General features: G+C 58.6%; 21 protein-coding genes, 1 pseudogene and 1 riboswitch. Of the genes and pseudogenes, 7 read left to right on the forward strand and 15 right to left on the reverse strand.

What is annotated here, in order from left to right; genetic code table 11:
• Window positions 1–45: 45 nt before the first annotated feature.
• A riboswitch (FMN riboswitch) is annotated at window positions 46–195 on the reverse strand.
• Window positions 196–761: 566 nt separating this feature from the next.
• From IM737_RS00630 to IM737_RS00650, 5 genes are all read right to left on the reverse strand, one after another.
• Window positions 762–2,765 carry an aldo/keto reductase gene (locus IM737_RS00630; protein ID WP_236897546.1) on the reverse strand — a complete coding sequence of 668 codons (2,004 nt, stop codon included), beginning with the start codon at window positions 2,763–2,765 and terminating at the stop codon, window positions 762–764.
• A 126-nt stretch (window positions 2,766–2,891) separates the two neighbouring features.
• Entirely contained in the window at window positions 2,892–3,971 is a 1,080-nt protein-coding gene (locus IM737_RS00635) for an ABC transporter ATP-binding protein (protein ID WP_236897547.1), read from the reverse strand.
• Window positions 3,972–3,983: 12 nt separating this feature from the next.
• Window positions 3,984–4,802, reverse strand: coding sequence for a carbohydrate ABC transporter permease (locus tag IM737_RS00640; RefSeq protein WP_236897548.1), 819 nt, complete (start codon window positions 4,800–4,802; stop codon window positions 3,984–3,986).
• The gene (locus IM737_RS00645) at window positions 4,799–5,629 is read right to left on the reverse strand and encodes a carbohydrate ABC transporter permease (protein ID WP_236899824.1); all 831 of its coding nucleotides are present in this window, start codon (window positions 5,627–5,629) and stop codon (window positions 4,799–4,801) included. The genes IM737_RS00640 and IM737_RS00645 overlap by 4 nt, the downstream gene beginning before the upstream one ends.
• A gap of 164 nt (window positions 5,630–5,793) precedes the next feature.
• Entirely contained in the window at window positions 5,794–7,068 is a 1,275-nt protein-coding gene (locus IM737_RS00650; RefSeq protein ID WP_236897549.1) for an ABC transporter substrate-binding protein, read from the reverse strand.
• Between the two features lie 84 nt (window positions 7,069–7,152).
• On the opposite strand from IM737_RS00650, the gene IM737_RS00655 reads away from it, so the two are divergent.
• The 7 genes from IM737_RS00655 (at window position 7,153) to IM737_RS00685 (ending at window position 16,238) form a co-directional block, all read left to right on the forward strand.
• The gene (locus IM737_RS00655) at window positions 7,153–8,091 is read left to right on the forward strand and encodes a helix-turn-helix domain-containing protein (protein ID WP_236899825.1); all 939 of its coding nucleotides are present in this window, start codon (window positions 7,153–7,155) and stop codon (window positions 8,089–8,091) included.
• 3 nt (window positions 8,092–8,094) lie between these two features.
• The gene (locus IM737_RS00660) at window positions 8,095–10,179 is read left to right on the forward strand and encodes a CHASE2 domain-containing protein (protein WP_236897550.1); all 2,085 of its coding nucleotides are present in this window, start codon (window positions 8,095–8,097) and stop codon (window positions 10,177–10,179) included.
• A gap of 49 nt (window positions 10,180–10,228) precedes the next feature.
• On the forward strand, window positions 10,229–11,203 hold the full coding sequence (locus tag IM737_RS00665) for an ABC transporter substrate-binding protein (RefSeq protein ID WP_236897551.1): 975 nt from the start codon (window positions 10,229–10,231) through the stop codon (window positions 11,201–11,203).
• 26 nt (window positions 11,204–11,229) lie between these two features.
• The gene (locus tag IM737_RS00670; RefSeq protein ID WP_236897552.1) at window positions 11,230–11,994 is read left to right on the forward strand and encodes an ABC transporter permease; all 765 of its coding nucleotides are present in this window, start codon (window positions 11,230–11,232) and stop codon (window positions 11,992–11,994) included.
• The gene (locus IM737_RS00675) at window positions 11,973–12,686 is read left to right on the forward strand and encodes an ABC transporter ATP-binding protein (RefSeq protein ID WP_236897553.1); all 714 of its coding nucleotides are present in this window, start codon (window positions 11,973–11,975) and stop codon (window positions 12,684–12,686) included. The genes IM737_RS00670 and IM737_RS00675 overlap by 22 nt, the downstream gene beginning before the upstream one ends.
• A 42-nt stretch (window positions 12,687–12,728) precedes the next feature.
• Entirely contained in the window at window positions 12,729–14,762 is a 2,034-nt protein-coding gene (locus IM737_RS00680; RefSeq protein ID WP_236897554.1) for a M3 family metallopeptidase, read from the forward strand.
• A gap of 516 nt (window positions 14,763–15,278) precedes the next feature.
• Complete coding sequence (locus IM737_RS00685) at window positions 15,279–16,238, forward strand: site-specific integrase (protein ID WP_236897555.1); 960 nt, start codon at window positions 15,279–15,281, stop codon at window positions 16,236–16,238.
• Window positions 16,239–16,390: 152 nt separating this feature from the next.
• Here IM737_RS00685 and IM737_RS21040 read toward each other — a convergent pair whose 3' ends face one another.
• The 10 genes and pseudogenes from IM737_RS21040 to rfbB form a co-directional block, all read right to left on the reverse strand.
• Window positions 16,391–16,702, reverse strand: coding sequence for a TylF/MycF/NovP-related O-methyltransferase (locus tag IM737_RS21040; protein WP_442874156.1), 312 nt, complete (start codon window positions 16,700–16,702; stop codon window positions 16,391–16,393).
• Window positions 16,680–18,227 carry a sulfotransferase gene (locus IM737_RS00690; protein WP_236897556.1) on the reverse strand — a complete coding sequence of 516 codons (1,548 nt, stop codon included), beginning with the start codon at window positions 18,225–18,227 and terminating at the stop codon, window positions 16,680–16,682. The genes IM737_RS21040 and IM737_RS00690 overlap by 23 nt, the downstream gene beginning before the upstream one ends.
• Window positions 18,228–18,610: 383 nt before the next feature.
• A complete protein-coding gene (locus IM737_RS00695; protein WP_236897557.1) occupies window positions 18,611–19,615 on the reverse strand; it encodes a hypothetical protein in 1,005 nt (334 codons plus the stop codon).
• On the reverse strand, window positions 19,612–20,232 hold the full coding sequence (locus IM737_RS00700) for a hypothetical protein (RefSeq protein ID WP_236897558.1): 621 nt from the start codon (window positions 20,230–20,232) through the stop codon (window positions 19,612–19,614). The genes IM737_RS00695 and IM737_RS00700 overlap by 4 nt, the downstream gene beginning before the upstream one ends.
• A gap of 966 nt (window positions 20,233–21,198) precedes the next feature.
• Complete coding sequence (locus IM737_RS00705) at window positions 21,199–22,533, reverse strand: FkbM family methyltransferase (RefSeq protein ID WP_236897560.1); 1,335 nt, start codon at window positions 22,531–22,533, stop codon at window positions 21,199–21,201.
• A gap of 332 nt (window positions 22,534–22,865) precedes the next feature.
• Window positions 22,866–23,084, reverse strand: a complete 219-nt coding sequence (locus IM737_RS00710) for a hypothetical protein (protein ID WP_442874157.1) — start codon at window positions 23,082–23,084, stop codon at window positions 22,866–22,868.
• 58 nt (window positions 23,085–23,142) lie between these two features.
• Window positions 23,143–23,668 (reverse strand): annotated as a pseudogene (locus tag IM737_RS00715) (IS3 family transposase); the annotation flags it as partial.
• A complete protein-coding gene (gene rfbA, locus IM737_RS00720; protein WP_236897562.1) occupies window positions 23,662–24,525 on the reverse strand; it encodes a glucose-1-phosphate thymidylyltransferase RfbA in 864 nt (287 codons plus the stop codon). The gene rfbA and the pseudogene IM737_RS00715, both read right to left, overlap by 7 nt.
• A gap of 11 nt (window positions 24,526–24,536) precedes the next feature.
• Window positions 24,537–25,430: a dTDP-4-dehydrorhamnose reductase gene (rfbD, locus tag IM737_RS00725; protein ID WP_236897564.1), complete on the reverse strand. Its 894-nt coding sequence runs from the start codon at window positions 25,428–25,430 to the stop codon at window positions 24,537–24,539.
• A complete protein-coding gene (rfbB, locus tag IM737_RS00730) occupies window positions 25,427–26,494 on the reverse strand; it encodes a dTDP-glucose 4,6-dehydratase (protein ID WP_236897566.1) in 1,068 nt (355 codons plus the stop codon). Before rfbB ends, rfbD begins: the two co-directional genes overlap by 4 nt.

Consider the following 26,494-nt stretch of genomic DNA (forward strand, 5'->3'; position numbering starts at 1 on the left):
CGAGCGCCCGCAAACGTGTGCAGGCGCCGGCAAAGCCAGCGCTGGTCCCGTTCTCTTTCATCCGGACTATACCGTCGGCCCCGGAATCACACCGGATCTGCTGACCCCAAGGACCGAAGTCCGAAGGCGCTCGCGGGCTTGAGCATCGCTGCCTTTACCGCCGGTGGGGAATCGCACCCCGCCCTGAGAACTATGCAGAACTATCGTCCCGCGACGATGAACATAAGGGAGGGCGTGTGAGCGGGCAAGTAAGCACAATGGTGTAACTGTGCGTCGTTTGCGAACGGTGGAGAAACGCTGTTCGATTTCTGGCTGCGGGCGAGCAGAATTGCCGCCTCGCCCTGAGGCTTGCGGATACACGGATGATAGGCGGCCTTTGGACCAAGAACTGTCGACATAGAACGGACCAAGGGCCGCCTATCACGATCCGCTTTTCTGCAGGGTATGGTTCAGGCGGTACCAGTATTGCAGGCCCGGCTGCCGTATTTCCCCCCACTGGACGAGCGCCCCCATCCCACGGCCTCCCCGCCCGACCCTGCGTCGGGGCCGCGTGTTGGCGGGGATGGATGGAGTATGGGGCAGGGTGCACGTGGCGGGGATAAAATGGACAAGTTGGCAGGTTCGCGTGTGCTGCCCCACCCCCTCCTACCTCCCCCAACAAGGGGGAGGTTTCTCTCCACTCGTTTGGCAACATCTCGTCACAATCACGAGGCGGAACCTCCCCGAGGTTGGGAGGGGTGGGCCGCTTGCGCCAGCTACAACTAGCCGTTGTCGAGCCAGGCAACCTGCTCCGGCGTGAGCTTGAAGCCGAAGGTCTTGAGGCTGTCGTCGAGCTCGCCGAGCGTGCGTGGCCCGATCAGCGGGATGGACGGGAACTTCTGTTCCAGCACGAAAGCCAGCGCGATGTGGATCGGGTTTTGGCCGAGCTTCTGCGCCAGTTCGATCGCGCGGTCGCGCCGGGCGAAGTTCTTGTCGTTGTACCAGCAGCGGATCAGCTCTTCGTTGTCGAGCTTGTCGCGGCCGGCACGGTCGGTGAAGAAGCCACGGCCCTGGCTCGACCAGGAGAAGTTGGTGACCTGCTTGTCGATGAGCCACTTCTTCCACTCGTCGGTGGAGGAGGTGACGCAGCCATCCCAGATCGGCACCAGCATTTCCGACAGAGCGAAGTTGTTGGACAAAGCCTGCGGCTTGGTCTTGCCTGATCGTTCGGCATAGGCCACGGCCTCATCGAAGCGCTCCTTGGTCCAGTTCGAACCGCCGAACGGCCCGCGAATGCGGCCCTTCTTCACCTCGGCATCCATGGCATCGACGAACTCGCCAACCGGCACCTCGGTATTGTCGCGGTGCATGAAGTAGACGTCGACATAGTCGGTTTGCAGGCGATCCAGCGACTGGGTCAGCTGCTTGCCGATGACATCGGGATAGACCAGCGGGCTATGCGCGCCCTTGCCGATCAGCACAGCGCCTTCGCGGGTGCCCCGGCTCTTGTGCCATTCACCGAACAGCTTTTCTGTGTAACCACCCGAATAAATGAAGGCGGTGTCAAAGATATTGCCGCCACGCTCCCAGAAGGCGTCCAGCAGGATCGCGCCCGAGGAGAATGTGCGGAAATCTTCAAAGCCGAGGGCAACGGCCGAGGCCTGCTTGCCGAGGCCCGGGATCGAGCGCTTGGGAATGACGCCGGTATTGGGGCCGAGCTTGCGGTTGTCGAGCGTGTTGACGCGGGCGTTGGACTTCTCGACCGAGAATTCGATGCCGGCATCCTTGCGCCAGGCGTCGAGCACGCGCAGGTTGCCCAGCGTATCAGCCCAGCTCATGCCGGGTGCCGAGAACTCCTCGCGCTTCTCGATGATGGCCAGCGACGCGGCTTCCGCCTCGAACGAATAGACATGAGCCGATTCGTTGACGCTGATCGTCTCGGTCGTGCCGCCCTTGATGACGTCGATCTTGCCCAGGCCTTGGTCGCGATTGCCGCCGGCAAACCAGAAGTCCGGCACTTCGATGCGGCCTTCGGAGCCGTGGATGCGCAGCACGTTGTCGAGGTTAGCCATCACCGCGCAGGACACCTGCGCGACGATGCCGTTACCAAAGGTCAGCGTGGCCGCGGCCCAGTCGTCGGTGCCTTCGGCGTTGAGCTGGGCGGTGCCCGAAACCTTGATGGGGTCGGCGAAGCCCTTGCCCGCTACGGCGCCGGCGATCAGGCGGGCCATCGAGACCGGGTAGCAACCCACGTCCATGATGCCGCCGCCCGCCAACTGCGAGGCGAACAGGCGATGCTGTGCCTGGAACTTGCCCATGTTGAAGCCGAAGCTGGACTGGATCATCCGCACTTCGCCAATGGTGCCGGACTTGACCAGCTCGATGATCTTTGCCGTCTGCGGATGCAGGCGGTACATGAAGGCCTCGCCGGCAAACGTGCCGGCCTTGCGGTGCGCGTGGAACACGGCATCCGCTTCAAAGGCCGACAGCGCCAGCGGCTTTTCGACCAGCACATGCTTGCCGGCCTCGGCCGCCTTGATGGCCCATTCGGCGTGGCCGGTATGCGGCACGGCGATATAGACCGCATCGACATTCGGGTCGGCCAGCAGGGCCTCATAGCCCTTGACGACACGGATGCCCGGGAAATCGGTGGCCAGGTTCGGCTTGCTCGGATCGCGTGTCGCGATGGCTTCAAGCACGCCATGCTGGGAACCGGCAACGCCGTCCCGGAAGGCCTTGGCGATGCTGCCTGGCCCGATAATGCCCCAGCGGATTTTGGAAGTCATGAAAGTGGTCCTTCTTGAAAAAATCGTGTTTCCACCCGGGTCATTCCCGCGAAGCGGGAACCTCTTTTGCCGGGTAACGGAGGTTCCCGCATTCACGGGAATGACTCCGTAGGTTGTTGAGGCAGCTCAACGTAGGCGCTGGCCCTTGCTGTCGAAGAGATAGGCTTGCTTGGGGCTGATCGAAACGGTGATGTTTTCCTTGCCGATCTCGTGACGCAACTCTTCGCGCTCGACAACCAGCGACTCGCCACCGCCATTGGCATAAAGGTAGCTGGTGGACCCCAGATGTTCGGCCACGTCGATGCTGAGCGCGATGTCGGTGCCGCCGGTACCCGCCTCGCCAAAGTGCTCGGCGCGGACGCCCAGTGTCACGCGATCGCCAACTGCGCCACCGGCAACGGGCAGGGTTATCCGGGCCTTGCCATGGTTGGTCAGTTCGATTGTGACCCCGCCAGCCGTCGTCTCCACGACGGTCGCCTGGAGGAAGTTCATTTGCGGCGAGCCGATGAAGCCGGCGACAAACTGGTTCGCCGGATCATCGTAGAGATCGAGCGGACGGCCTACCTGTTCGATGATGCCATCGCGCATGACCACGATGGTGTCGGCCAGGGTCATGGCTTCGACCTGGTCATGCGTCACGTAGATGATGGTGGTCTGCAGCTCCTTGTGCAGGCGCGCAATTTCGATGCGCATATGCACGCGCAGTTCGGCGTCAAGGTTCGACAGCGGTTCGTCGAACAGGAACACCTGCGGGTTGCGCACGATGGCCCGACCGATGGCAACGCGCTGGCGTTGGCCGCCCGACAACTGCTTGGGATAACGATCGAGCAGGGGCCCGAGCGCCAGGATACCGGCGGCCACATCGACCTGCTTGGCGATCTGGTCCTTGGCAACGCCGGCAAAGCGCAGGGCAAAGCCCATATTCTCGCGCACCGTCATATGCGGATAGAGCGCATAGGTCTGGAACACCATGGCGATGCCGCGCTTGGACGGATCGACATCGTTCATGCGCTGACCGCCGATCTCGAGGTCGCCGCCGGTAATCTGCTCGAGGCCCGCGATCATGCGCAGCAGGGTCGACTTGCCGCAGCCCGAGGGGCCGACGAAAACCACGAACTCCTTCGCCTTGATGGCGAGGTCTACGCCCTTGATCACTTCGACATTGCCGTAGGACTTGCGCACGGCTGTAAGCTTGAGGTCGCTCATGCTGAATGCACCTTATTTGACCGCGCCCAGCATGCCTTCAACGAAGCGGCGCTGGAGCAAGAAGAAAATGACGAGTGTGGGGAAGGTGGCGCAGATCGCCCCGAACATGATGACACCCCAGTCCGGCGTGTAGCCAGAGGTGAGCGTTGCCACCACGAGAGTGAGGGTTTTCATCTCGTTGGTCTGCAGCACGATCAACGGCCAGAGGTAATTGTTCCACTGTGCCATGAACACGATGATGGTCGCGGCCGCATAGGTGGACCGCATCACCGGAATGTAGACGAAGAGGAAAATCTGCCATTCCTTGAGCCCGTCGATGCGGGCGGCATCGCGCAGCTCGCTGGGAAACGCCTTGGTGGCCTGGCGGAAGTAGAAGATGATGAAGATCGAGGCGATGCTGGGCAACAGCACGGCCTGGTAGGTGTTGATGATCTTGAATTGTGCCATCAGCACGAAGAGCGGGATCATCAGCGCCGCGAACGGGATGGACAGCATCAGCAGCAGGCCGCCGAAGACCTTTTCGCGGAAGCGGGAGCGGAACATCTCGAAGCCGTAGCCGGCCATCGATGTCACCAGCAGCGTCAGCGCCGTGCCGAGCCCGGCCAACAGGAACGAGTTGAACAGCACGCGCACCATGTCGAACGAGTTGAAGAACTTGACGATATTGTCCCACAGGGCAACGCCCGGCGACCCCTTGCCGCGGATGATATCGGCGGAGGTATTGGAGGCGCCGACGATCATCCAGAAGAAGGGAAAGATCGAGACGAAGGCTGCCAGGGAAAGCAGCAGGTAGGTGGCCGCGCGGCCGAGAAGGGCGATTGGATTGGTCATGCGCGACGATCCCTGGCCACCATGAACTGAATGAGGCTGAGCAGTCCCACGAGGACCACGATGACGTAGCTGACGGTGGCCGCATAGCCGAAGCTTGGCATGAACCTGAAGCTCAGATTGTAGATGTAGAGCGACAGGGTCATCGTAGAATCCGATGGGCCACCCATAGTGAGGAGGTTGACCTCATCGAAGAGCTGCAGCGTGCCGATTGTCGAGGTGACTGAGGTGAACAGGATGACCGGCTTCAGCAGCGGCACCGTGATGTACCAGAAGCGCGCCCAACCCGGGACGCCGTCGATCCTGGCCGCTTCATACATGGAGCGGTCAATGTTCTGCATCGCCGCCAGGTAGAAGATCATGTTGTAGCCGGTCCAGCGCCAGGTGATGGCCGCGATGACCACGAAGCGGGCCCAGAACGGATCGGAGAGCCAGTTGATGGGATTCTCGATCACATGCAGGAACAGCAGCGACTGGTTGGCGATGCCCTCCAGCCCGAAGATCGATTTGAAGATGACTGAATAGGCGACCAGCGAGGTCACGCAAGGCAGGAAAATCGCTGTCCGGAAGAAGCCGCGACCCCACAGTTTGCTGTCATTGAGCGCATTGGCGAAAAACAGCGCCAGCACCAGCATGATCGGGACCTGGATCGCCAGGAACAGGAAGTTGTTGGTGAGTGCGCGGATGAACACCGGATCCTGCGTCAGACGCATGATGTTGGTGAGTCCGCCGAAGCTGAAATTCATGCCGCGACCGACCTGGAAGCTCATCCAGAGCGACCACAGGATCGGGTAGACCATAAAAATGCCCAGCAGAACCAATGCCGGCATGACAAAGAGCCAGCCGTTGATCCGTTCGCCGCGCGCCAGTGCTGATTGCGCCACTTGCCGCCCCGCTTCTCAGTTCATCAATGCCATTGCCAACGACCCCGCGCACGAGGCGCGGGATCGCGGGAGGCCAAGGCAGCCGGGGCTGCCTTGGGGATGGTCCAAACTCACTGAGTCTGCTGACGAACCTGCGCGTCGATGGCGGCGATGATCTCGTCGACATTGCCGCCGCTGGTGATGGCCGGAATCTGCGCCACGGTCGCCGTATCGGCTTCCTCGGTGAAGATGCCGTAGTTGACGGCCGGAATCGCGGCCAGCCAGGTGGAGAAGTTCTGCCAGACGGGCTGGCCGCCAAAGAACTCGTCACTGGCCTTGAACGCTTCGCCATCGCGGGCTGCGAGGAGCGTGCCGAGAGCGCCCTGGTTGACCAGGATCTTCTGGTAGAAGTCGATGTCCTTGGCCCAGATTTCGCTCAGGAAGTCGATGGCCAGGTCCTTCTGCGGAGCAGAGGACAGCACATACCAGCTCGAACCACCGAGGTTGGAGGCCTGGCTGGCGCCTTCGACGCCATCAAGACGCGGCGACGGAGCGACGCCCCACTTGCCGGACTGGTCGGGATTTGCCTTGATCGTGGCCGTCATCCAAACGCCCGAGAACGTGGCGAGGGTTTTGCCGGAGGTGAAGCTACCGGTATATTCGGTCCAGCCCGAAACTGGGGTAGTGATACCGGCGGCCATCAGGCGCTGGTAGGTTTCGACGGCGGCCTTGAAGACCGGATTGTCCTTGATGGTAACGTTGCCGTCAGCATCGAAGTACCAGCTGCCAGCGGACTGCAGCATGATGCGGATCCAGTCCGACGAGGTCGGATCGATCGGGAGCAGGGTTTCGCCGGTCTTTTCCTTGACCGCCTTGCCGATTTCGATGAGCTGATCCCAGGTGATGTTTTCAAGGTCAGCGGCGCCAAAGCCGGCGGCCTCAAGCAGGTCGGCACGATAGAACAGGCCGGTAACACCCGAGTCGAACGGGATGGAATAGGTCTGGCCATTGAGCGTTGCCAGTTCGACCTTGTAGGGCGCGAATGTCGAGTAATCGACATGGCTGTTCAGCGGCTCGAAGGAGCTCGGGAACGACTGCAGATACTTCTGCGCACGATAGTCCTCGATCAGCACGATATCAGGAAGGCCATCGGTCGCGCCTGAAGCGAGCTGCGCCTGCAGCTTCTGTTCCATGGCGGCCTTGTCGAAGATTTCAATCTTGATGGTGTCATCAGGATGGCTGGCCTGGTAGCGCGAGAAAGCCTCTTGCATCGTTGCGCCGTTGAAATTCTGGTCCCAGCACCAAACGGTGATGTTGGCTGCCGAGGCGGCAGTGACGCTGAACAGGCTGATGCCAGTGAGCGCTACGGCAAGCGTGTTGCGCCACCGCGAGGTAATGCGGATCATGTAAGTCCTCCCTTTTCATTTGCTCTTATGTCGAGCGCTTCCTAAGCTATGCCTCTGGTGCAATGCGTCCATGCCAAATGGCATGTGGAGTTGGCGGATAGTAAGATGACTGAACGGGTATATTACGAGCCCGATGCCAACGGGGTAGAGCGGCTTCCGACGGTGCTGTCGATGTTTCATGCATCGCCACCCGTCATGCGCACGCCCCATTGGCACGCGCAGGTGGAGATCAATTATATCGTGCGCGGCTGGGTCCACTATAAGATGAGCGGCCATGAGATGCGCCTGAATGCGGGCGATCTCGCGCTGTTCTGGGGCGGCCTGCCGCATCAGTTGGACGACACGGCCGACGACGTGATCTACGCTGGCGGGCATCTGCCGCTGGTGCATTTTTTCCGACTGCGTCTGCCCCAGGACGTGCAGTCCAAACTGATGCAGGGCACCACGCTGATCACCCGCGCGACGGACGCCTCCGATACGCTCAATTTTGCGCGATGGAACGATTATGCCCGTTCCGGCGACCCGATGAAGGCCGGCATGGCCGTGGACGAGCTGTTGCTCCGCATCGAGCGCGTCCGTTTTGACGCCTATTCGCTGCTGCCCGGCCGGGCGGACATAGCGAATTCAGTCGAAGGTCTGGATCATCACTCTTCGCCGATCGTGGTCCGCATCTGCGATTTCATCGCCGATAATTTCCGTGAGGACATTGATTCGTCCGATATCGCCCATGCGGCCAACATCCATCCCAAATACGCGATGAACGTATTCAAGAAGACCACGGGGATGACGTTGAACGACTATGTGAACCTGATGCGGCTGAGCTATGCCCAGGCCCTGCTGATGCAGGAAGACGTGAATGTGCTGCAAGTTGCGATGGATAGCGGCTTTGGTTCGCTCAGTGCATTCAACAAGTCGTTCCGCAAGATCGCCGGCATGTCACCAACCGATTTCCGCCGCGACGTCCGCTGCCGCCCCAGCGCGCCCATAACCGTCCGAACCGGACCAGCCGAACGCATCAACTAGCAGATGTGGAAGCGGCATCTCTCGGCTCTGCTGTTCGGCGCGGCGGTGGTCATTGCGCTCGTGCTGCTGCGCGCCGCCGACCCCTATGCCATCCGGGTGGCGCGGGAAGTCGCTTTCGACACCTTTCAGCAGATCAAGCCGCGCGAGGCGCCGCCGAACCTGCCCGTCCGCATTATCGATATCGACGAGGCCTCGCTGTCCGAGATCGGCCAGTGGCCCTGGTCGCGCCAGACCATGGCGGAGATCGCCACAAGACTGACCGAACTCGGCGCCGCCGCTATCGCCTTCGACGTGCTGTTTCCCGAGCCTGACCGTTTGTCGCCGTCGGGCATTGTTGCCGGCGGGGACGACTATGACGTTCAGTTTGCCCGGGCGTTGGCCGCAGGTCCGAGCATCCTCGTGATGAGCAGGGCCGTGGGTGGGCAAGCTGCTCCGGCATCCAAGTCGGGCTTTGCCATGACGGGCGAGGATACCTTGGCCAGCATGCCGCTTCTTGGTGGCGTCGCGGCACCTCTGCCCTTGCTGGCTGCCGCGGCTTCAGGTCTGGGCGTTGCCAGCCTCGACCAGGGCGGCGCCGGGGTGGCGCGGCGGCTACCGTTGTTGTGGTCCAGTGGCACGGCGCCCCTGCCGACACTGTCCGTCGAGGCCCTGCGTATTGCGCTGGGCGTGGGCACACTGGTCGTCCTGGGCGACAGCGCCGGGGCAGGGACCGTCGAAGGCATCCGCATCGGCGATCTGACCGTGCCCACCGGTGCCAGCGGCGACCTGTGGCTGTACTACCGCAACCTGCCGCCATCGACCTACATCCCGGCGCGTGCCCTGCTGGCCGACGGCTATGCCGAGCTGGCGCCGCTTTTATCCGGCCATATCGTGCTGATCGGCGCCTCTGCCATTGGCTTGATGGATATCCGCGCCAGCGCGCTGGGCGAACCCGTGCCGGGTGTGTCTATCCACCTGCAGGCCATCGAACAGATGCTGACCGGCAGGTTCCTCTATCGCGCTGACTGGGTGGGCGGGCTGGAGCTGTTGATCATCACGCTCAGCGGACTTGCTGTCGTCCTGGTGCTGCTGCTCACGGGGCCGCTGGTGGGTCTGGTGTTTTCGGCGGCCATCGCGGCCGTGGCCGTGGCGACGAGCTGGTTCGCCTTTGCCCGGTTTGGCGTCCTGCTCGACCCAAGCTACGTGCTCTTTGCCGTGCTGGTGGCCTATGCCGCCATGGCATTCTTCCAGTTTGCGGTGACCGATGCCGACAAACGCCGCATAAGAAAGGCCTTCGCCCACTATGTCGAACCATCGCTGCTGACCCAGCTCGAAGCCGATGGCAACCTGCTGAGGCTGGGCGGCGATGTGCGCGAGATGACTGTGATGTTCTCCGACGTGCGCAATTTCACGGCCCTGAGCGAGCGCACGTCGCCTGCGGAACTGGTTGCCATCCTCAATCGCATGTTTGCCGGTCTCGGCGCCGCGATCATTGCCCATCACGGCACCATCGATAAATTCATGGGTGATGCCATCATGGCGTTCTGGAACGCACCGGTGGACGTGCCGGGTCACCCGCGTCACGCCTGCGAGGCGGCGCTCGACATGCGCGACGCCCTGCGCCAGATCAACGAGCGCCAGTCCAGCGCCGAACCCATCGCCATCGGCATCGGCATTTCCACTGGGCCGGCGCTGGTCGGCAATATGGGGTTCGAGGCCCGGTTTGATTACTCGTGCATCGGCGACACGGTGAATGTCGCCAGCCGTATCGAAGGCGCGTGCAAACTCGTCGGCTACGACATTCTGGTCACCGCCGAAACCCACGCCGCCGTGCCGGAACTTGCCTTTCTGCCGGCCGGATCGATCGTGCTCAAGGGTATCAGCGAGCCCGAGCCGGTCTATCTGCTGGTGGGGTCCGCGGCGCTGGCGGGGTCCGAACAGTTCCGGGCGATCGCCGCCAATCATGCCGCGCTCGTGGAGGTCTGGACATCGGGCGGTGAGGACCCGGCCCTGTTCGATCGCTGCCGCGCCGCAGCCGCCAGCCTCGATCCGCGTCTGGGCGAGTTCTACGATACCTGTCTTGGTCGTCGCGAAAACTTCGTCGCTTGACCTGCCGCCGCCGAAGCGGCACACCCCGCCAATAGCTACAGGAGAGGTCATGCGCCGATTGTCGAAACTTGCCGTGTTGGCGCTGACCCTAGTGATTGCCGCTCCCGCATCGGCAGAACAACTGACGCTGGGCGTTCAGGAATCGGGCACGGTTCAATGGGAAATCGAGACCATCAAGGCGCTGGGGCTCGACGAGAAGCATGGCGTGGAGCTGGACATCAGGCCGCTGGCCGATAGCCGGGCAGGGCAGATTGCCCTGCAGGCGGGCGAGGTGGATGTCATCCTGTCCGACTTCGTCTGGGTGACCATCCAGCGGCAGCAGGGCGGGACCACCACCATGGTGCCCCACTCGCTGGCGGTCGGTGGGCTGATGGTGGGTGCCGATAGCGGCATCGCCACGGTTGAAGACCTCAAGGGCCGGACCATCGCTGTGGCCGGCGGGCCGGTCGACAAGAGCTGGGTGATCCTGCAGGCCTATTACAACAGCATCACCGGGGCCAAACTGGCCGATGACGTGACCGCAAATTATGGCGCGCCGCCGCTGGTCAACGAATTGCTGGCCAATGGCGGGGCCGACGCCGCGCTCAACTTCTGGCAGTGGAATGCCCGGTCCAAGGTGGCGGGCGCCAGCGAGCTGCTGTCGGTGGCCAGCATGCTGGAGGGCTTGGGCGTGTCCGAGCAACCGCCTTTACTGGGCTGGACCTTTACCGACGAAACGGCGACCGCCAAGCATGATGCCGTCGTGGCTTTCCTCGATGCCTCGTTCGAGGCCAAGGACGTGTTGCTGCATGACGACGCCCTATGGGACGACCTCAGGACGCTGATGGGTGCGGCAGATGACGAGGCACTGTTCATCCAGCTGCGCGACGACTACCGGGCCGGCATCGTGTCCGGCTATGATCCCACCAATATACAGGCCGCCGAGCAGGCCTTCGCGCTGATGGTCGAGTATGGCGGTTCGGACCTGGTCGGCGATGGACAGACGCTCGATAAGGGCACTTTCTGGCAGGGCTACAGCAAATAGGCGTTTCCCAAAAAGCGGGTGAGGATGTGAAAGCGTGGCGGCCGCCGGCTGTGGCGCTGGAACTGCTGTCCCTGCCGCTGTTGCTACTGCTCTGGCAGGGCCTATCGATGGTTATCGTCCACCGGCTGTTTCCCTCGCCTGTTGTCGTCGGCGTCCAGCTGTGGGAGTTCGCCACGACTGGCCGACTGTTCGAGGATCTCGGCAAGACCATGTTCCGTGCCGGGACAGCCTTTGTCGCGGCCATGCTGATCGGTACAGCTTTGGGTATTGCCTTTGGCCGCATCCGCTGGGTCGATCGGCTGTTCTCGGGCTGGCTGTTGGTCGGGCTCAACCTGCCAGCCATTGTGGTGGCCATCGTGCTCTATATCTGGCTGGGGCTGACGGAGTTCGCATTGATCCTGGCGGTGACTGTGAACAAGGTGCCGCTGGTCGTCGCGACGATCCGGGAGGGTGTGCGCAGCTTCTCCGCCGATTACGACGAGCTCGGCGCAGTGTTCCGCATGGCGCCGCTGCGGCGATTGCGTCTGATCGTCCTGCCGCAGTTGGCGCCGTTCATCCTCACGGCGGCCCGCACTGGGCTGTCGCTGATCTGGAAGATCGTGCTGGTCTTCGAGGTGCTGGGGAGCGATGGCGGCATCGGCTATCGCGTCAGCATCATGTTCCAGTTTTTCAACATTGCCGGCATCCTGGCCTATACGGCGAGCTTCATCCTCGTTGTCCTGGCTTTCGAATACGGCATCTTGCGGCCGCTCGAGCGGCGGGTATTGCGATGGCGACCGGTCCAGCCCTGAGCATCGATATCGCTGAGAAGCGCTTCGACGCGGCCGGTCCGGCGCTGTTCGAGGGGTGGCGGCTCGACATCGCACCGTCAAGCGTGGTGGCGCTGGTCGGGCCGTCGGGCATCGGTAAATCGACGCTGTTGCGGATGGTGGCCGGTATCGATCCTAACTTTTCGGGCTCGATCCAGGTTGATGGTGTGTCTGCCGCTGCCGCTCCGACGCCGGGCTTCGTCTTCCAGGATCCGCGGCTGCTGCCCTGGCTGACGGCTGTTGAAAACATTCGCGCGGTCAATCCGGCTTGCAGCGACGCGGCTGCCTCGGCGGCGCTGGCCCGGGTGGGTCTTGATGGGGTCGGGGGCTACTATCCCCACCAACTGTCAGGTGGCATGCAGCGGCGCGTGGCGCTGGCGCGGGCGCTGGCGGTCAATGCGCGGTTATTGCTGCTCGACGAGCCGTTCGTGTCGCTGGACCGCACGCTGGTTGCGGAGATGCACCAGCTCTTCACCCAGCTGGTGACGGAGGCACGGCCCACCGTGCTGTTCGTTTCGCATCTAATCGACGATGCCGCCCGGCTCGCCGACCGGGCAATTCTGCTCGATAATCGTCCGGCCCGTATCGTCGCCGATATTGCCCTGCCAGTGCCACGAGCCAAGCGAGATGATGCGGTCCTTTCCGAATACCGCCAACTGCTCACTCTTGCCTAAACGGCTGGCCCGCCCCACCTTTGCCGGCCAAAGGAGTCGCTCGTGACCAATCCATTCTTCGCCGCCTGGACCACGCCCTATGAGGCGCCGCCATTCGACCTTATCCAGACAGCGGACTTCAAACCCGCCTATATCGAGGCGCTCGAACAGCACAAGCGGGAGATCGCGGCCATTGGCGACAATCCGGCCGCGCCGAGCTTTGACAATACCATTGCGGCGCTGGAACGATCCGGCAAACCGTTGCGGCGCGTTGACGCCGTTTTCGGACAGCTCTCATCAGCCGTGACTGATGAACAATTGCAGGCCGTCGAGCGCGACGTGGTGCTGCTGGTGGCGCGCCACTGGAACAGCATCTTCCTCGATCCAAAACTCTTCGCCCGCATCGATGCGCTCTATCAGCAGCGTCAGTCGCTTGGTCTCGATCCAGAAGCCCTGCGGGTGCTGGAGCGTTACCACCTCGATTTCGTCCGCTCGGGTGCCCGCCTGACCGACGCCGAGCGCGAGCGCTTCGGCGCCATAGTCGAGCGCCTGGCGGCGCTGGGCACGCAGTTCGGGCAGAACGTGTTGGCCGACGAACAGGAGACCGTCTTTGCGCTGTCCGAGGCCGAAATGGCCGGCCTGCCGGACTTTGCGCGCTCTGCGGCTGCGGAAACCGCGCGCGATCGCAAGCTCAATTCGCCCTTCGCCGTGACCCCGTCACGCTCCAGCGTCGAGCCCGTCCTGCATTTTGCCAGGGATCGTGCCGTGCGCGAAAAGGTCTGGCGCGCCTTCGTGCAGCGCGGGGCCAACGGCAACAAGAACGACAATTCCAAGGTCATCGAAGAGATCGTCTCGCTCCGCGCCGAACAGGCCCGGCTGCTCGGCTATGAGAGCTATGCCGCCTACAAGCTCGCCGACTCCATGGCCGGAACGCCAGCCGCCGCGCGTGGCCTGCTCGAACAGGTATGGGACGGCGGGCGCAAGAAGGCTGAGGCCGATCGTACGGCGCTGCAGGAACTGGCGCTTTCGGAGGGGCAGTCGGCGCCGCTGGAAGCGTGGGACTGGCGTTACTATGCCGAGAAGCTGCGCGGCGGGCGCTACGATTTCGACGAGAATGAACTCAAGCCCTACCTGCAGCTCGAAAGGGTGGTGGAAGCCACGTTCTTCGTCGCCGGTCAGCTGTTCGGCCTGACCTTCAACCCGCGCGCCGACATTGTCGGTTATCACCCCGACGTACGGGTCTGGGAGGCAGTGCGTGAGGGCAGGGTGGTCGGGCTGTTCTACGGCGACTATTTTGCGCGTCCCGGCAAACGCTCGGGCGCCTGGATGACCTCGTTCCGCGAGCAGTCCCGGATCGACGGTGAGCAGATCCCGTTCATCGTCAACACCTGCAACTTCAACAAGCCGCCCGAGGGCCAGCCGGCGCTGCTCTCGCTCGACGAGGCGCGCACCGTGTTCCACGAAATGGGGCACGGACTGCATGGCCTGCTCTCGAACGTGACCTATCCGCGCATTTCAGGCACCAGCGTCGTGCGCGACTTCGTCGAGCTGCCCAGCCAGCTCTATGAGCATTGGCTAGAAGCGGCGCCGGTACTGGCGCGGTTCACTCATGTGGAGACCGGCGAGCCCGTCCCCGAGGCATTGCTCGACCGGATGCGCGCTGCCCGAACGGCCAATAGCGGCTTCGCCACGGTCGAATTCGTCTCTTCGGCCATCCTCGACATGGACTACCACTCTCAGCCGATGCAGGGGACGGTGGCCGATTTCGAGCGCGAGGTACTGGCCAGCATCGACATGCCGCGCGAGATCGCGTTGCGCCATGCCAGCACGCATTTCCTGCACCTGTTCTCTGGCGACGGCTATGCCGCCGGTTACTACAGCTACCTGTGGAGCGAAGTCCTCGACGCCGATGGCTTCGGTGCCTTCAAGGAGGCCCGAGACCCCTTCGATCCGGCTACCGCCAAACGCCTCTACGATTACATCTACTCCTCAGGTGGCAGCCGCGATTTCGCCGAGGCCTTCCGCCTGTTCCGTGGCCGCGATCCTGATGTGACGGCGTTGCTGGAGGGCAGGGGGCTGGTCGAGGCGCAGTCATAGCCGGCCATCAAAGCTTTCGTGCCGACATAGACCTCACGACGCTCAAGGTCAGCCAGGTCCTCATGGCGTTGACGTGATGTTCGCCGACTTGCTTCAATGTAGTGGCAAGCCTAAAGCGGGCGTTACCAAGCAAGGGTCGAAGCCTTATTGCACTTTTGTTTTGGAATGGCGTTAGCCGGGATTAAGTGGGATTTGCCGGGATTAGGTGAAACTGCGCGGGCCTTCGCCGTCACCTGCGAAGACGGTTGAAATCAGCCGCAATCCGCATATTGTTGATGTTACGCCATCGACGATGGCTGCCAAGTCCGGGCGTTCGATCCTCTAGATCGGCCGCCACCGCAGCTGTAACTGCGGCAGCGACCTGGCCACATCCACTCCTGGAGCCCAGGACACGATATGGTTGCCTCAACCCATAATGCGCTTTCGCGCGCCGTTAAAGCCGCCTTCCAGCGCGATTCAAATTCCCCTTTGCTAGCCGGCATAGCCGGTCGTCTCTCACGTTAACGGGAGGCACAGATGCAACAACGTACGCAGATGGCCAACCGCCATCGGCGCCCAGCCGGCTGGCTGCTGGGCGACAAACCTGATCTTAAAGACTGGCGCAAGGCGCTGGACCGACTGGACGGCAGCTACTCACCATACACAATGCTGAGCTATCGCGCCGATTTCGCGAGTTTTGAGGCTTGGTGCTTGGGACGGGGTCTAGTTTCACTGCCGGCTCAGCCGGATACGGTGGCCTTGTTCATTGCCCATGAAATGGAAAGACTGAAGCCCACCACACTGAAACGCAAGCTGGCTGGTCTCCGAAAGATACACCACCTGCTTCGCCTGAAAGATCCAACGCGAGATATTGAGGTCGATCTAGCCATTCGCCGCGCTCAAAGGCAAAAGCCGCAACGCCCATCGCAAGCGTTGGGTGTTACGGGTGATCTTAGGGACCGTCTGCTGGCTGTCTGCACCGATGATCTGGTAGGGCGGCGCAACCGCGCGCTTGTGGCTGTTGGATTTGACACTCTATGCCGCCGGAGCGAGCTGGTATCGCTGCGTGTGGAAGACATCCAGCCAAATCACTTTGGCACAGCAAGTCTGCTGATCCGACGCGCCAAGAACGATCCGAACGGGAGCGGTCGTATAGCGCATCTCACGGACGGCGCCCTCCAAGCTTTGAAGTCGTGGTTGGAGGCTGCGTCGATAGAGAGCGGACCGCTGTTCCGCCCGGTATACCAGAACCATGTCGTTGACAGGCACATGAACCCGATCATCGTCGGTCGTGTGCTGAAGAGCCTGGCGGCTATGGCAGGGTTGTCAGCAGGGGAGGTGGACGAAATTTCGGGCCACTCCCTGCGCGTAGGTGCGGCACAACAATTGACGATCAATGGGGTTCAGCTTCTTCCGATCATGAGAGCGGGGGGGTGGCGATCTGTAAACGTCGTGGCTCGATACGTCGAAAACGTAGACATGAATGTTTGGGCCTGAGTACAGTTGGTGTGTCTGCTATTGCAGTCCATGGTTCTATTTTAGGGCAACATCGTCCACTACTAAATTATCAATCTCACGTTTGGATCCACCCGGATCCACAACGGCGAATTCCGTAACAAGGAAAAGCTCATCAACGTCTGTCGGCGCAGTCATTCCCTCAAAGGTATCGTATGGCCACATCCGGCGGACGGTACCAAATTCTCGCATACTGAGGCCCACCAAATCGAGCTTCCGCCACGCCAGACGCTGCACTCCACGGAGTCGCTTTCCACATTGGAAGTTTGTACGCACTTGATGGCGTTGTAGAGCGAATGCATGGCCAATTTAAAAGTCATCGTGGGAGGACCTGCACTTGGAGAACATTGCTGAAAATTTGGTGTCGGAATGCCGTGCCAGAAAATTCTTTGCCGAGCAAAATTGCACACAAGCCGTTTGCGTCTAAGGGGCAGTCTGGGCTGCATTTCGGGTTGTTGGCAAGAACTTGGGATAGTGCGAGACAAATCGCTCCGCCATCACGTGGATAACTAGGTCAGGTCGTTCGATCTCTATTACGTCATCAAAGATCTGGCCCCCTTGCCAGATAAAGACGCTCCTAGAGAAGTGCTGCGCCAGGTAGTCGGTAAAAAAATCGGCCGTTGAATCACGAAAGATCACGGCCCTCAGGCCGCGTCCGTCTGGCCTCTCATATGCTAAGGTCTGGCGACCGGTGAACCATGTGTCAAATTGTTGTGGCACTGGGACGGCAACTGCACAGCGTCGGCCGTCTCGCAGTTCGTACTTGATTGTGGTTTCCATTGCCTCTTGTGCCAACCTAAACTGCCACCGCCTCTTCCATTCCGACAAAATCTGTGCCGGCAGTTGACTGAACAGATCGCCGTCGTAGGAAGCGAGTTCGGGGCGGAGATCCGCGAGGTCAATCGGCCTATCCTGCAGAAGTCCGTCGTGCCCAAGACCCTCTGCTATCTGGCGGTATACCGCCCACGCACCCAGCCAGTTTGTATGGCTGTCACCTTTGAAGTACGTTTGACCTAAAGATTTGGCGTCATCAGCCTCCTTATAGAGGTACCTGACAACGCCACTTTCATGACCTGCGAGAATGAACGCAGGTCTTAAGTCGGATATTTGAAGGGCCTCGACAGAGCGCGGCAAATACTCACGATAGACAACTGCCTTCTCCGGCACGATATATTTCTGATATATTATGCCTGCTTGTTTAAGTTGCGTGATCCTTTTAGAAATTATATCTAAAGATTTGATAGATTCTTCCGAAGACCAATTCCTAGTTCCGAATAAATACTCCAAGAAGTTGTTGCTATCGTTTGCCAGAAAGCACCAGCCATGCTCTGATAGAAGCGCTTTGCTCCCAAACGTCATGCTCCGCAATATTGAAAGCGCTTCATGACCCCGGCCGCCATATACCTTGTAGCGTTTTGACCAAATTCTATTGTCAATATCTGAAGTAACGTTGTCGTTGCTTATCGGCACAAGGGTCGAAATTTCCAGAAAATCTGAAATTAGCTTTTCGTTTATTTCGTTGCCATCATCGATGACAACCTTGATAAAATTTCGGTTATCCGAAAACAACTTCTCAATATCTGCGTTCACTGTCTCGTATCCAACTGACAATCTATCAAGGTCAGCGGGAATGTTGAACTTCCCTAGGAACTTTTCCATGCTCGTTCGCCAGACTTCCGTTGAGGATCTGACGGTCAAAATGAAGTATGCGTCCGGGAAAATATCATGGAGCTCCTTATAGTATGCTCTCGTGGGATAGTCCGTGAACGCACGCACATCAGTGCTTTCTAGAAAACTGAAGAAATTCGCACGGTTTTGTTCGTATCCGATGTGGATCGGATCTGTTTGGTTGCTCTCAGCCATAAAATAATGGACTGAGGAGATTCCATTGTTTTGAAAAAAGTTGTGCAGAGATAACGTGCCAGTCCTAGAGTCACCAAGTACAAATATTTTTCTATCTACTTCTTGCACTTCAGTGCTCCTAGAGAGTGTTTGGATGTTTTCTAGCCTGCCCCCAGCGCTATGCACTGAGTGTTGCTACCCGCTGTACGTCATTCATCGGCATTGTGTTGCGACAGGGGTGGGTGATCAGTCAGGACGTGTCTTCCCCATCCGCCGAGGCTTTGCACGATGAGACAATGTCGGCTGCTCAACGGGTAGGTGATCCGGAACGCTGAGCCGCATAGCGTTCGCAACAACCTGCCGAGTACGGCACCGGTGAAGGTGTGCGAGAGCGGCCGAAAATGGCTCCAGCCACCAGCTTGGCCTGGCCTACGGTCTGCATGCCTCATCTATCTTGCTGTTGAAGAGACTCCAATCCTGGCCTCGTTCGGCCCCCACACCGGCCGCGCAAATTATGGTAATAGTGCCAAGGGAGTGCTGGACGCAAACGGATTGGCAAGATGTCTCTGCTGATCTCGAAGCACGCGATGGATATTGCGATCGGCGGCAGTTATCGGCGTCCCGTTCAAATACTTTCCGTAATGCCACCAGCCGCTGGGAACAGAGGTGCCGTTTAGTCTGAGACGATCCTTGTACCACTTTAGTATTTCGAAAACAGCTAGTCGATCACCGGAGTACCTCTCGATCATCAACTCGCCGACGTGAGTAATTTTTGTAAAGTGAAAGAAGCGAAGCGGACTTCCTGCGGCAGTAATAACTCCATCTAGAGCAATTTCGATTGGCCGCTGAGAGAGGTTCCAACTCGCCACGTTGTAGCCAGGGTGTCGCAGAGTCGCGATGCCAGGAAAAAAAACTGGAGCGTGATTACACCACTTCTGGTCGGTAAAGAGGCCCGACGGGACGTCATCAAAGCAAAAATGCATTAATCTATCGCGCCACCAACGTGCAAAACGCTTTCCCTCCTCAGTACCGGCGACAGCAAGAAAGCCCAAGTTGTAGATGCCGTATTTTAGCGAGCCAATCTCATTATCTACGATTGCACTTATGTCACTGTCTGGAACAATCTGGTGTGGGGTGAGCACCCCATCATGACTGTCAAGGAGCGACTCGACCTCGGTAAGCGCACTAAATACAGCAATGTCCGGATCAAGATAAATGACCTTGTCTACGCCAAGACTTAACATATGGCACAACATCGGACCCTTTACAGCGGTGCAAAGCTCAACGACGTCATGCTGAAATGCCCAGGACAGAACGTTATCTATCCCTAGGTCTTGCAACCTGACAACGAAGTCGAGGCGCTCTATGGAGGGATCAAAGCTGAAGCCTTCGGGCTCTTCGTCCACCAGGCATAACCACAGCTCCCAGTCTGGGTGAAACTTACGAAGAGTTTGAAATAAAACGCGCGCTCGGTCCAGGTATGCAAACGACGCGCTCGTAAAGAATGCCTTTCTCACTTACCAAACCCTCCATCCGCATTCAGCTCTGCCAATATTAGTGGCAATGTCCCGCGGTTCGAAACTAGGAGACTTCTATGTCTCACAGATTTTTGGTAAATTTCTATTATGCGCCCAGAGGAAAATAATTCAAACAGGCCTCGCTCATCGGAAACTACAAGGCTGCCTTCAGGCGACAACTCAGCAGCGGCCTTCCAGACGTTGCCTTCATCTCGGCGAGCAACAACAAACGTCCCAGCTGCCATGGCTTCATGCACAGTAAAATTGAACGTCTCTGGCCACAACGACCATGAGATGCAGACGTCAATTTCGTGTTGCACGAGTGCATCGACCATAGCGGAGCGGTCCTCGGAGGTGACCCGTACCGGAATTTGTTCAATTGAACTAGGCATAGCTGGGCCGGACGCTATACCCACCTGAAAAAATTCATACCTCTCATCAAGGTGATGCTGTACCGCGAGTTGCTCGAAGACCGACCATCCCTTGTGAAATGCTCGATAGCCCACAAAGGCAATTCGCAACCTCCTTGCAGGCAAGTCTCGTTCCACTTTCTCGTCTGAGCGCCCAACGAGCCGAGCAGGCGGCAAAATGGCGCCTGCAGTATCGCCGGTGTTCATGGACCGATGCCATATCCTCAAAGCGGAGGCTGAGGGGGCAACAAGACGCGGCCGAATGGCTGTTTGAAACTCCCGCATTCGATGGAGGTGAGATTGTCTCTGCTCGCCATAAACACAAATGCCGCACGCGCTAGAGCTTGGGGCTGGGGCCGCGCAGTAAGCAATGTCGTTGCGCAGCAACACGTAGCTCGGGCAGGCAGAGAAGAAATCGTGTGCCCAATAAAAAACGCACGTACTTTTGCTTCTTCTAATTAAACTAGATATGTCCTCCGGTCTAAATCCCATGAGATGGTGTATGATCCAGATAACAGTAGTGCCGGACTTAGAGACCGCATCGCAGATCTCCATCAAATGCGACACCAAAGCGTCTGTGCGATTGACGTTGTTAATTCTCACGCTGTAAACGTCGTCGTCTATTTCGCAGTCGGCCAAGCCCTGGGTTGAGAATTTAGGAGAAATGTGGACATAGTTCGCAAACGCTACGATCGAGGCGCATTCATCGCCAACAACATTCTGGATCCCGCCAAAGTTGACCTGGTAGTCATCGTGGCTGACGCTGAATATAACTGGCCTATCCGGTTTAATCCATCCGCTAATAATACCAGTATTCGAAGAAACTTGGGACTTGAATGGCCTTTCTGTTCGGGTAGAAATATTTGCCCTCTCTAGACTGGATCGTGCCGCGTCATTCTTTCTAACGCACTCCCGACCTTCTTTACTGCCCGCAATCAAATAGTGCCAAAAGGGGTTGATACCTGCGGCCTTAACGTCCGGGTTTCGCAGTAAATAATACTCAGTATCGAAATTTCGTGACGGCCTGCGACCTTCCCGCCATCCTGCTTGACAATAATGAACTATCGGATCAATCCCGGCGCGTGCAACATCCGGATAGGTTTCCAAATAATACCGGGTGTCAAATGCTAGGGATAATGTTTCAAGCTCGTGTTCGATGACACTTCCTCCCGTTTACTTGATCAGTCGCTTGAGGATGGATGAAAGTATTGGAAGGCTTTTGGCTAGCCGGGCCATCTTGTTTCCAAAGCGCCAGCTACGACTGCTTCTAATGTTCAAAATTGTTTCCTCCAACGCTTCAATTTTGTCGCTCAATGACTGGTCGATAGAACTGGTTGTCGCCCCTCTTTGTAGCGTAGCAATCCGATCCTCTCGCAGCGTTGAGCTGTCCTGCAACTGTACAAGACGGTCCTCCAGTTCGACGTTCCGGCGGCCTCTTTCTGCCGAAGACCTTAAACATGCAGCATATTTCGTATTGAGTTGGGAAAGCTCCTGCTCGAGCGTTTGACGCTCGAATTGAGCCAGTGCCACTATGTTTTTCATCTTGGTATAGTCGTCGGAACCTTGCTCCGACAGAAACGAGGACTCGCTAGTTTGTGCTAACGAATGACTTGCTATCCCAGCAAGTTCTGGCAGGCTGAGTTCTCGCCATCTCTGTTCGCCCCATCTTGGAGTTTGCCAAAGGGCGGCCTGCAGGTTAGTGGCGCTCCTTATGGGTCGAAGTATGCACTCCGGCGGGATGATTGCAGTTTCCTGGAGGCCAGCCTCTGTCACAACTAATAGGCCGGCCTCGTAGGCAAACGGAAATATTTGATGGTCAGAACCTTTGAAATTCTGTTTGTTATAGGAGGGCCAAGCGTAATAGTAGACGTCCCTATTTAGGCTCAGTAGGAAATCAACGAGATGCAAAGAACGAATATTTTCGTTGCATTCGACCCACAGAATTGAATTCTGGCACTTTGACATGGTGAGCGTCTTCAAGATGGACATTTCCATGCCCTCGACGTCCAGTTTTATGAGATCAAACGGACCAAAATTGCTGACAATTTCGTCGATTGCAATTGTCTCAGTCGGAAATGCCACTATATCGGCGCCAGTGGCCGATCGATCAAATGAAGTAGATCCGGCATTGTCGGGATCGGCTCTACCTTCTTGTGCCAAAGCATTTTCGGATCCAACTACACCATAAATCACATCATTAGAAAATTCAGCGTTTTGTTGTATATTTTGTTGCAAAATAGGGAGTGAATATTCATTGGCCTCTATGAGGCAACTATAAGAAATTGGTTTATCTACCGCAATGCCAAGACTGAACGTGCCAATGAAAGCGCCTACATCTAAGATTCGCGAGTCCCTTGGGAGCAATGTTGATAGAAATTTTGTCTCTAGTCCGGCCCACTCGCCATACTCTCTAAGAAACCTGCCTATCAGATCTCTTTCATTGGCAGGAGTAATCATTGGTCCATAACGCGTAGCGATCGCTTGGGCAGGCATCATAGGTTTGGGCATTTTGCGTCCATTGGATTTGCAGGTCTTTTTGCGCGTGGCTCAATGAGCGCATGTCAAAGGTGCGGCAACTGGCCGTACCGTTGGCGGCTGCCATGCGCAAGACTCATGCAGGAGAATGTATGGGCTTCTGCGCTTCGTGCAAGCTGCTTGCTTCCAGGCGTAATCCACTTGTCGAAGCGTTCGGCGGCGGTGGCATTGAGCTCACGCACCACCCGTTGCCTGGACAGCAATGTTCGGCGATGTGAGCTAGGAACTCACTCCCGCGTCTGGTCGCCCCACCACGGCCAGCACCCGGAAGGCAGCTGCCAACGGTGAAGGCATCATTGACGAAGTCAAGGCTCCAGCGCTGATTTGGCCGGTCGGACGCGGGTATCGGGTGTGTATTGCCCTTGGGCACGCTTGCCACCGCCGCGGTTACGAACCTGAAGCCTCTCCTCACTGTAGAGCCGCGTGAGCTTCTTGAGATTCATGCCGAATCCCTGGCGATGCAGCAGGAAGTAAATGCGTCCGTAGCCAATCCGCAGCTGCTCCGCCCCACGGCCTTTCATCATTTCTTGTAACCTCTGGTCTGCAGGCCTCGTGCTACGAGACCGCACATTTGATCGATTAGCCCACCACCCGGCGGGGGTAGAGATCGACGACCGCCGCCACATAGAGCCAGCCCTGGGCCGTCCAGGTGTAGGTGAAGTCGGCGCTCCACTTCTGGTTGGGCGCCGACGCCAGGAACGCCCGGTCCAAGATGTTGGGCGAGACCGCATGGCACTGCCCGCCATCCTTGGGCAGGCCCCGCCGTCGAGGCCGCGCCCGCAGGCGTCCCTGGCGCATCATCCGCTCGATGCGGTGCAGACCGGCTTCGAGCCCTTCGGCCAGCACGTCGTGCCAGACGCGCCGGGCGCCATAGGTGCGATCACTTCCGGCAAAGCTGGACCGGATCTCGGCGACGAGCACCTCGTCATATTGAGTCCGCTTACTCGGAGAGCGGTTGAGCCAGGCATGGAAGCCCGAGCGAGGCACACCGAGCGCCCCGCATCCACGAGACCGGCCAGATCCCTCGGTGCTTCGCCACAAAAAAGAACCTCATATCGAGTCCCTGGCGAAGTAGGATATCGCGCTCCGCCTTGCAGATGCTTATTTGAGTAGTCCCAGTAGATAGCGGGAATATTCGCCTTTTCCCAACTTTGCCGCGATCGCCCGTAATTCGTGAACAGCGATCCAACCCTGATTGTAAGCTATTTCCTCGGGGCAAGCGATCTTGAACCCTTGGCGCTTTTCCAGCGTTGCAACGAACTCGCCAGCTTCCAGCAGACTATTCGGGCTGCCGGTATCCAACCAAGCAAATCCGCGGCCCAAGAGCTCCACGTTAAGCTTGCCGCGCTCGAGATAGACCTTGTTGACGTCAGTTATCTCAAGCTCGCCGCGATCGGACGGTTTGATGTTGGCCGCGATCTCCACCACATCCTGATCGTAGAAGTAGAGGCCCGTAACAGCCCAGGATGATTTGGGTTGTCTCGGTTTTTCTTCGATCGATAACACGCGCATCTGGTCGTCGAACTCAGCCACACCGTACTGAGAGGGATCTGCGACGTGGTAGGCAAAAACGGTCGCCCCCTCGCTGCGGTTTTGGGCGGATTTGAGCGTATCGGTGAAACCGTGGCCGAAAAACAGGTTGTCGCCAAGAATTAGGCACGAGGAGTCGCCGGCGACAAAGTCGGCGCCGATGACGTAGGCCTGCGCGAGACCTGCCGGATGGGGTTGGACAGCGTAGGTAATTTGGATTCCCCACTGCGTCCCGTCACCCAGCAGTCGCTTGAAGCTTTCGGCATCATGTGGGGTCGTGATGATCAGGATGTCCCTGATGCCGGCCAACATCAGCGTGGTCAGCGGATAATAGATCATCGGCTTATCATATACGGGGAGCAGCTGCTTTGATGCGGCAAGCGTCACGGGATAGAGTCGCGTGCCACTCCCGCCGGCCAGGATAATACCCTTCACAATTTTACTCCCTAGACGTTCTGTGAAACTGACGGCACGAGCTGCTGCATAACCACTTCGAGAGACGTTTCCCAATTGGGAAGTGTGAGACCGTGGGTGTCACGAAGCTTCTGGCAGTTCAGCCGCGAATTTGCAGGTCGCGGTGCCGGGGTCGGATACTCAGTAGATGGAATTTCGACTACGCGGGATGTGGGCCCTCCCATCGCCGCGGATACTTCAAAGATTTTAGAGGCAAAGGACGCCCAGCTCGTGCTGCCAGTTCCTGTCATATGGAAGATGCCGCGCAGACTGGCGTCCTTCTCTCGCTCCTTCAGATTTTTCGCCACGGCAATGACTGCATCGGCAATATCAAGAGCGCTTGTGGGATTACCAACCTGGTCTGCCACTACACGGATTTCATCCCGCGTTTGGGCCAAGCGAAGCATCGTTTTTACAAAGTTTGCGCCGTACGGGCTATAGACCCACGCCGTCCGCAATATTGCGTGATTTTCGGTAGCAGCGGCCACGGACGCTTCGCCTTGAAGTTTGGACGATCCATAGACACCCAGCGGATCCGTCTGGTCCGTTTCGACATATGCCAATGTGCTGCGGCCATTGAAGACGTAGTCGGTGGACAGGTGGATGATCGGAATGCCCATGTCCGCCGCAACAGCCGCTATCGTCCGAGGTCCGCCAGCATTGACACTAAATGCGAGCGATGGCTCGGTCTCGGCCTTGTCTACAGCAGTGTATGCTGCGGAAGAAACGATGACGTCGGGTCGTGAGTCAACCAGCGCTGGCCTGATGGTCTCGGGATGTTCAAGGTCGAGTTCAGGACGACCGAGCGCAATGATCTCGTGGCCCTGCGGCCGAGCCACAAGTGCGCTTACCACTTGACCTTGCCGACCGGTGACAACAATTCTCATTGCGCGGAGGCTCGCTCGGCCTGAACAATGCCGAGGCGCTGGCCATCGTAGGCTTGACGCAGCGGGCGCCACCACCACTCATTCTCTAGGTACCAGCGCACGGTTTTTTCGATGCCAGTATCAAACGTCTCTGTCGCTTTCCAGCCGAGTTCCGTCTCCAGTTTGCTAGCATCAATGGCGTACCGGGCGTCATGACCCGGCCGATCGGTGACATAGTCGATCAGCGATTCACGCGGCTGTGCATCGGGTCGGAGATCGTCAAGAACGCTGCAGATGCGGCGTACGACATCGATGTTGCGACGTTCGTTTCGGCCGCCAACATTATAGGTCTCACCGATCCGGCCGCTGGAAATGATTGTGTCGAGCGCCCGTGCGTGATCATCGACGTACAACCAGTCACGAACGTTTTCCCCTTTGCCGTAAACCGGCAGCCGCCTGCCGTCCAAAGCATTCAGGATGATCAGCGGTATGAGCTTTTCGGGAAAGTGATACGGCCCGTAATTGTTGGAGCAGTTCGACACAACGATCGGCATGCCGTAGGTGCGTGCCCAGGCCTTCGCCAAGTGATCCGAGGCTGCCTTAGAAGCAGAATATGGGGAGCTTGGATCGTAGGGTGTGGTTTCGGCGAAAAGCCCGCTATCGCCCAACGACCCATATACCTCATCGGTTGAAACGTGCAGGAACCGGAACGCGCTTCGCTCCTCGGCGGCAAGGTCGGACCAGTATGACCTCGCCACTTCCAACAGTGTCATTGTGCCCATGACGTTGGTTTCAACGAACGTACGAGCGCCAGTTATGGAGCGATCAACATGACTTTCGGCGGCTAGATGCATAACCCGATTGGGACGAAAGGTGTCGAACGCAGTTCGCATCGCGCCTTCGTCACAGATGTCGGCCTTCAAGAACCGGTAATTCGGCTGGCTGTCGACAAGTGATAGTGATGCTGGATTGCCGGCGTAGGTCAGCTTGTCGACGTTGAGGACCTCATAGCCCCTTTCGCGAACGAGATACCTAACAAGGGCCGAACCAATGAAACCAGCGCCGCCAGTGATGAGAACACGCAT

Source organism: Devosia sp. SL43 (genome assembly GCF_021729885.1).
In the GTDB taxonomy this organism is placed as follows: Bacteria; Pseudomonadota; Alphaproteobacteria; order Rhizobiales; family Devosiaceae; genus Devosia.

Excerpts from the sequence above, each read along its gene's own strand:
- IM737_RS00630 (WP_236897546.1), bottom strand. The coding sequence starts at position 2,765 with ATGACTTCCAAAATCCGCTGGGGCATTATCGGGCCAGGCAGCATCGCC.
- IM737_RS00635 (WP_236897547.1), bottom strand. The coding sequence starts at position 3,971 with ATGAGCGACCTCAAGCTTACAGCCGTGCGCAAGTCCTACGGCAATGTC.
- IM737_RS00640 (WP_236897548.1), bottom strand. The coding sequence starts at position 4,802 with ATGACCAATCCAATCGCCCTTCTCGGCCGCGCGGCCACCTACCTGCTG.
- IM737_RS00645 (WP_236899824.1), bottom strand. The coding sequence starts at position 5,629 with ATGCCGGCATTGGTTCTGCTGGGCATTTTTATGGTCTACCCGATCCTG.
- IM737_RS00650 (WP_236897549.1), bottom strand. The coding sequence starts at position 7,068 with ATGATCCGCATTACCTCGCGGTGGCGCAACACGCTTGCCGTAGCGCTC.
- IM737_RS00660 (WP_236897550.1), top strand. The coding sequence starts at position 8,095 with ATGTGGAAGCGGCATCTCTCGGCTCTGCTGTTCGGCGCGGCGGTGGTC.
- IM737_RS00665 (WP_236897551.1), top strand. The coding sequence starts at position 10,229 with ATGCGCCGATTGTCGAAACTTGCCGTGTTGGCGCTGACCCTAGTGATT.
- IM737_RS00675 (WP_236897553.1), top strand. The coding sequence starts at position 11,973 with ATGGCGACCGGTCCAGCCCTGAGCATCGATATCGCTGAGAAGCGCTTC.
- IM737_RS00685 (WP_236897555.1), top strand. The coding sequence starts at position 15,279 with ATGCAACAACGTACGCAGATGGCCAACCGCCATCGGCGCCCAGCCGGC.
- IM737_RS21040 (WP_442874156.1), bottom strand. The coding sequence starts at position 16,702 with ATGCAGCCCAGACTGCCCCTTAGACGCAAACGGCTTGTGTGCAATTTT.
- IM737_RS00700 (WP_236897558.1), bottom strand. The coding sequence starts at position 20,232 with ATGAACACCGGCGATACTGCAGGCGCCATTTTGCCGCCTGCTCGGCTC.
- IM737_RS00705 (WP_236897560.1), bottom strand. The coding sequence starts at position 22,533 with ATGCCCAAACCTATGATGCCTGCCCAAGCGATCGCTACGCGTTATGGA.
- IM737_RS00710 (WP_442874157.1), bottom strand. The coding sequence starts at position 23,084 with ATGATGAAAGGCCGTGGGGCGGAGCAGCTGCGGATTGGCTACGGACGC.
- rfbD (WP_236897564.1), bottom strand. The coding sequence starts at position 25,430 with ATGAGAATTGTTGTCACCGGTCGGCAAGGTCAAGTGGTAAGCGCACTT.
- rfbB (WP_236897566.1), bottom strand. The coding sequence starts at position 26,494 with ATGCGTGTTCTCATCACTGGCGGCGCTGGTTTCATTGGTTCGGCCCTT.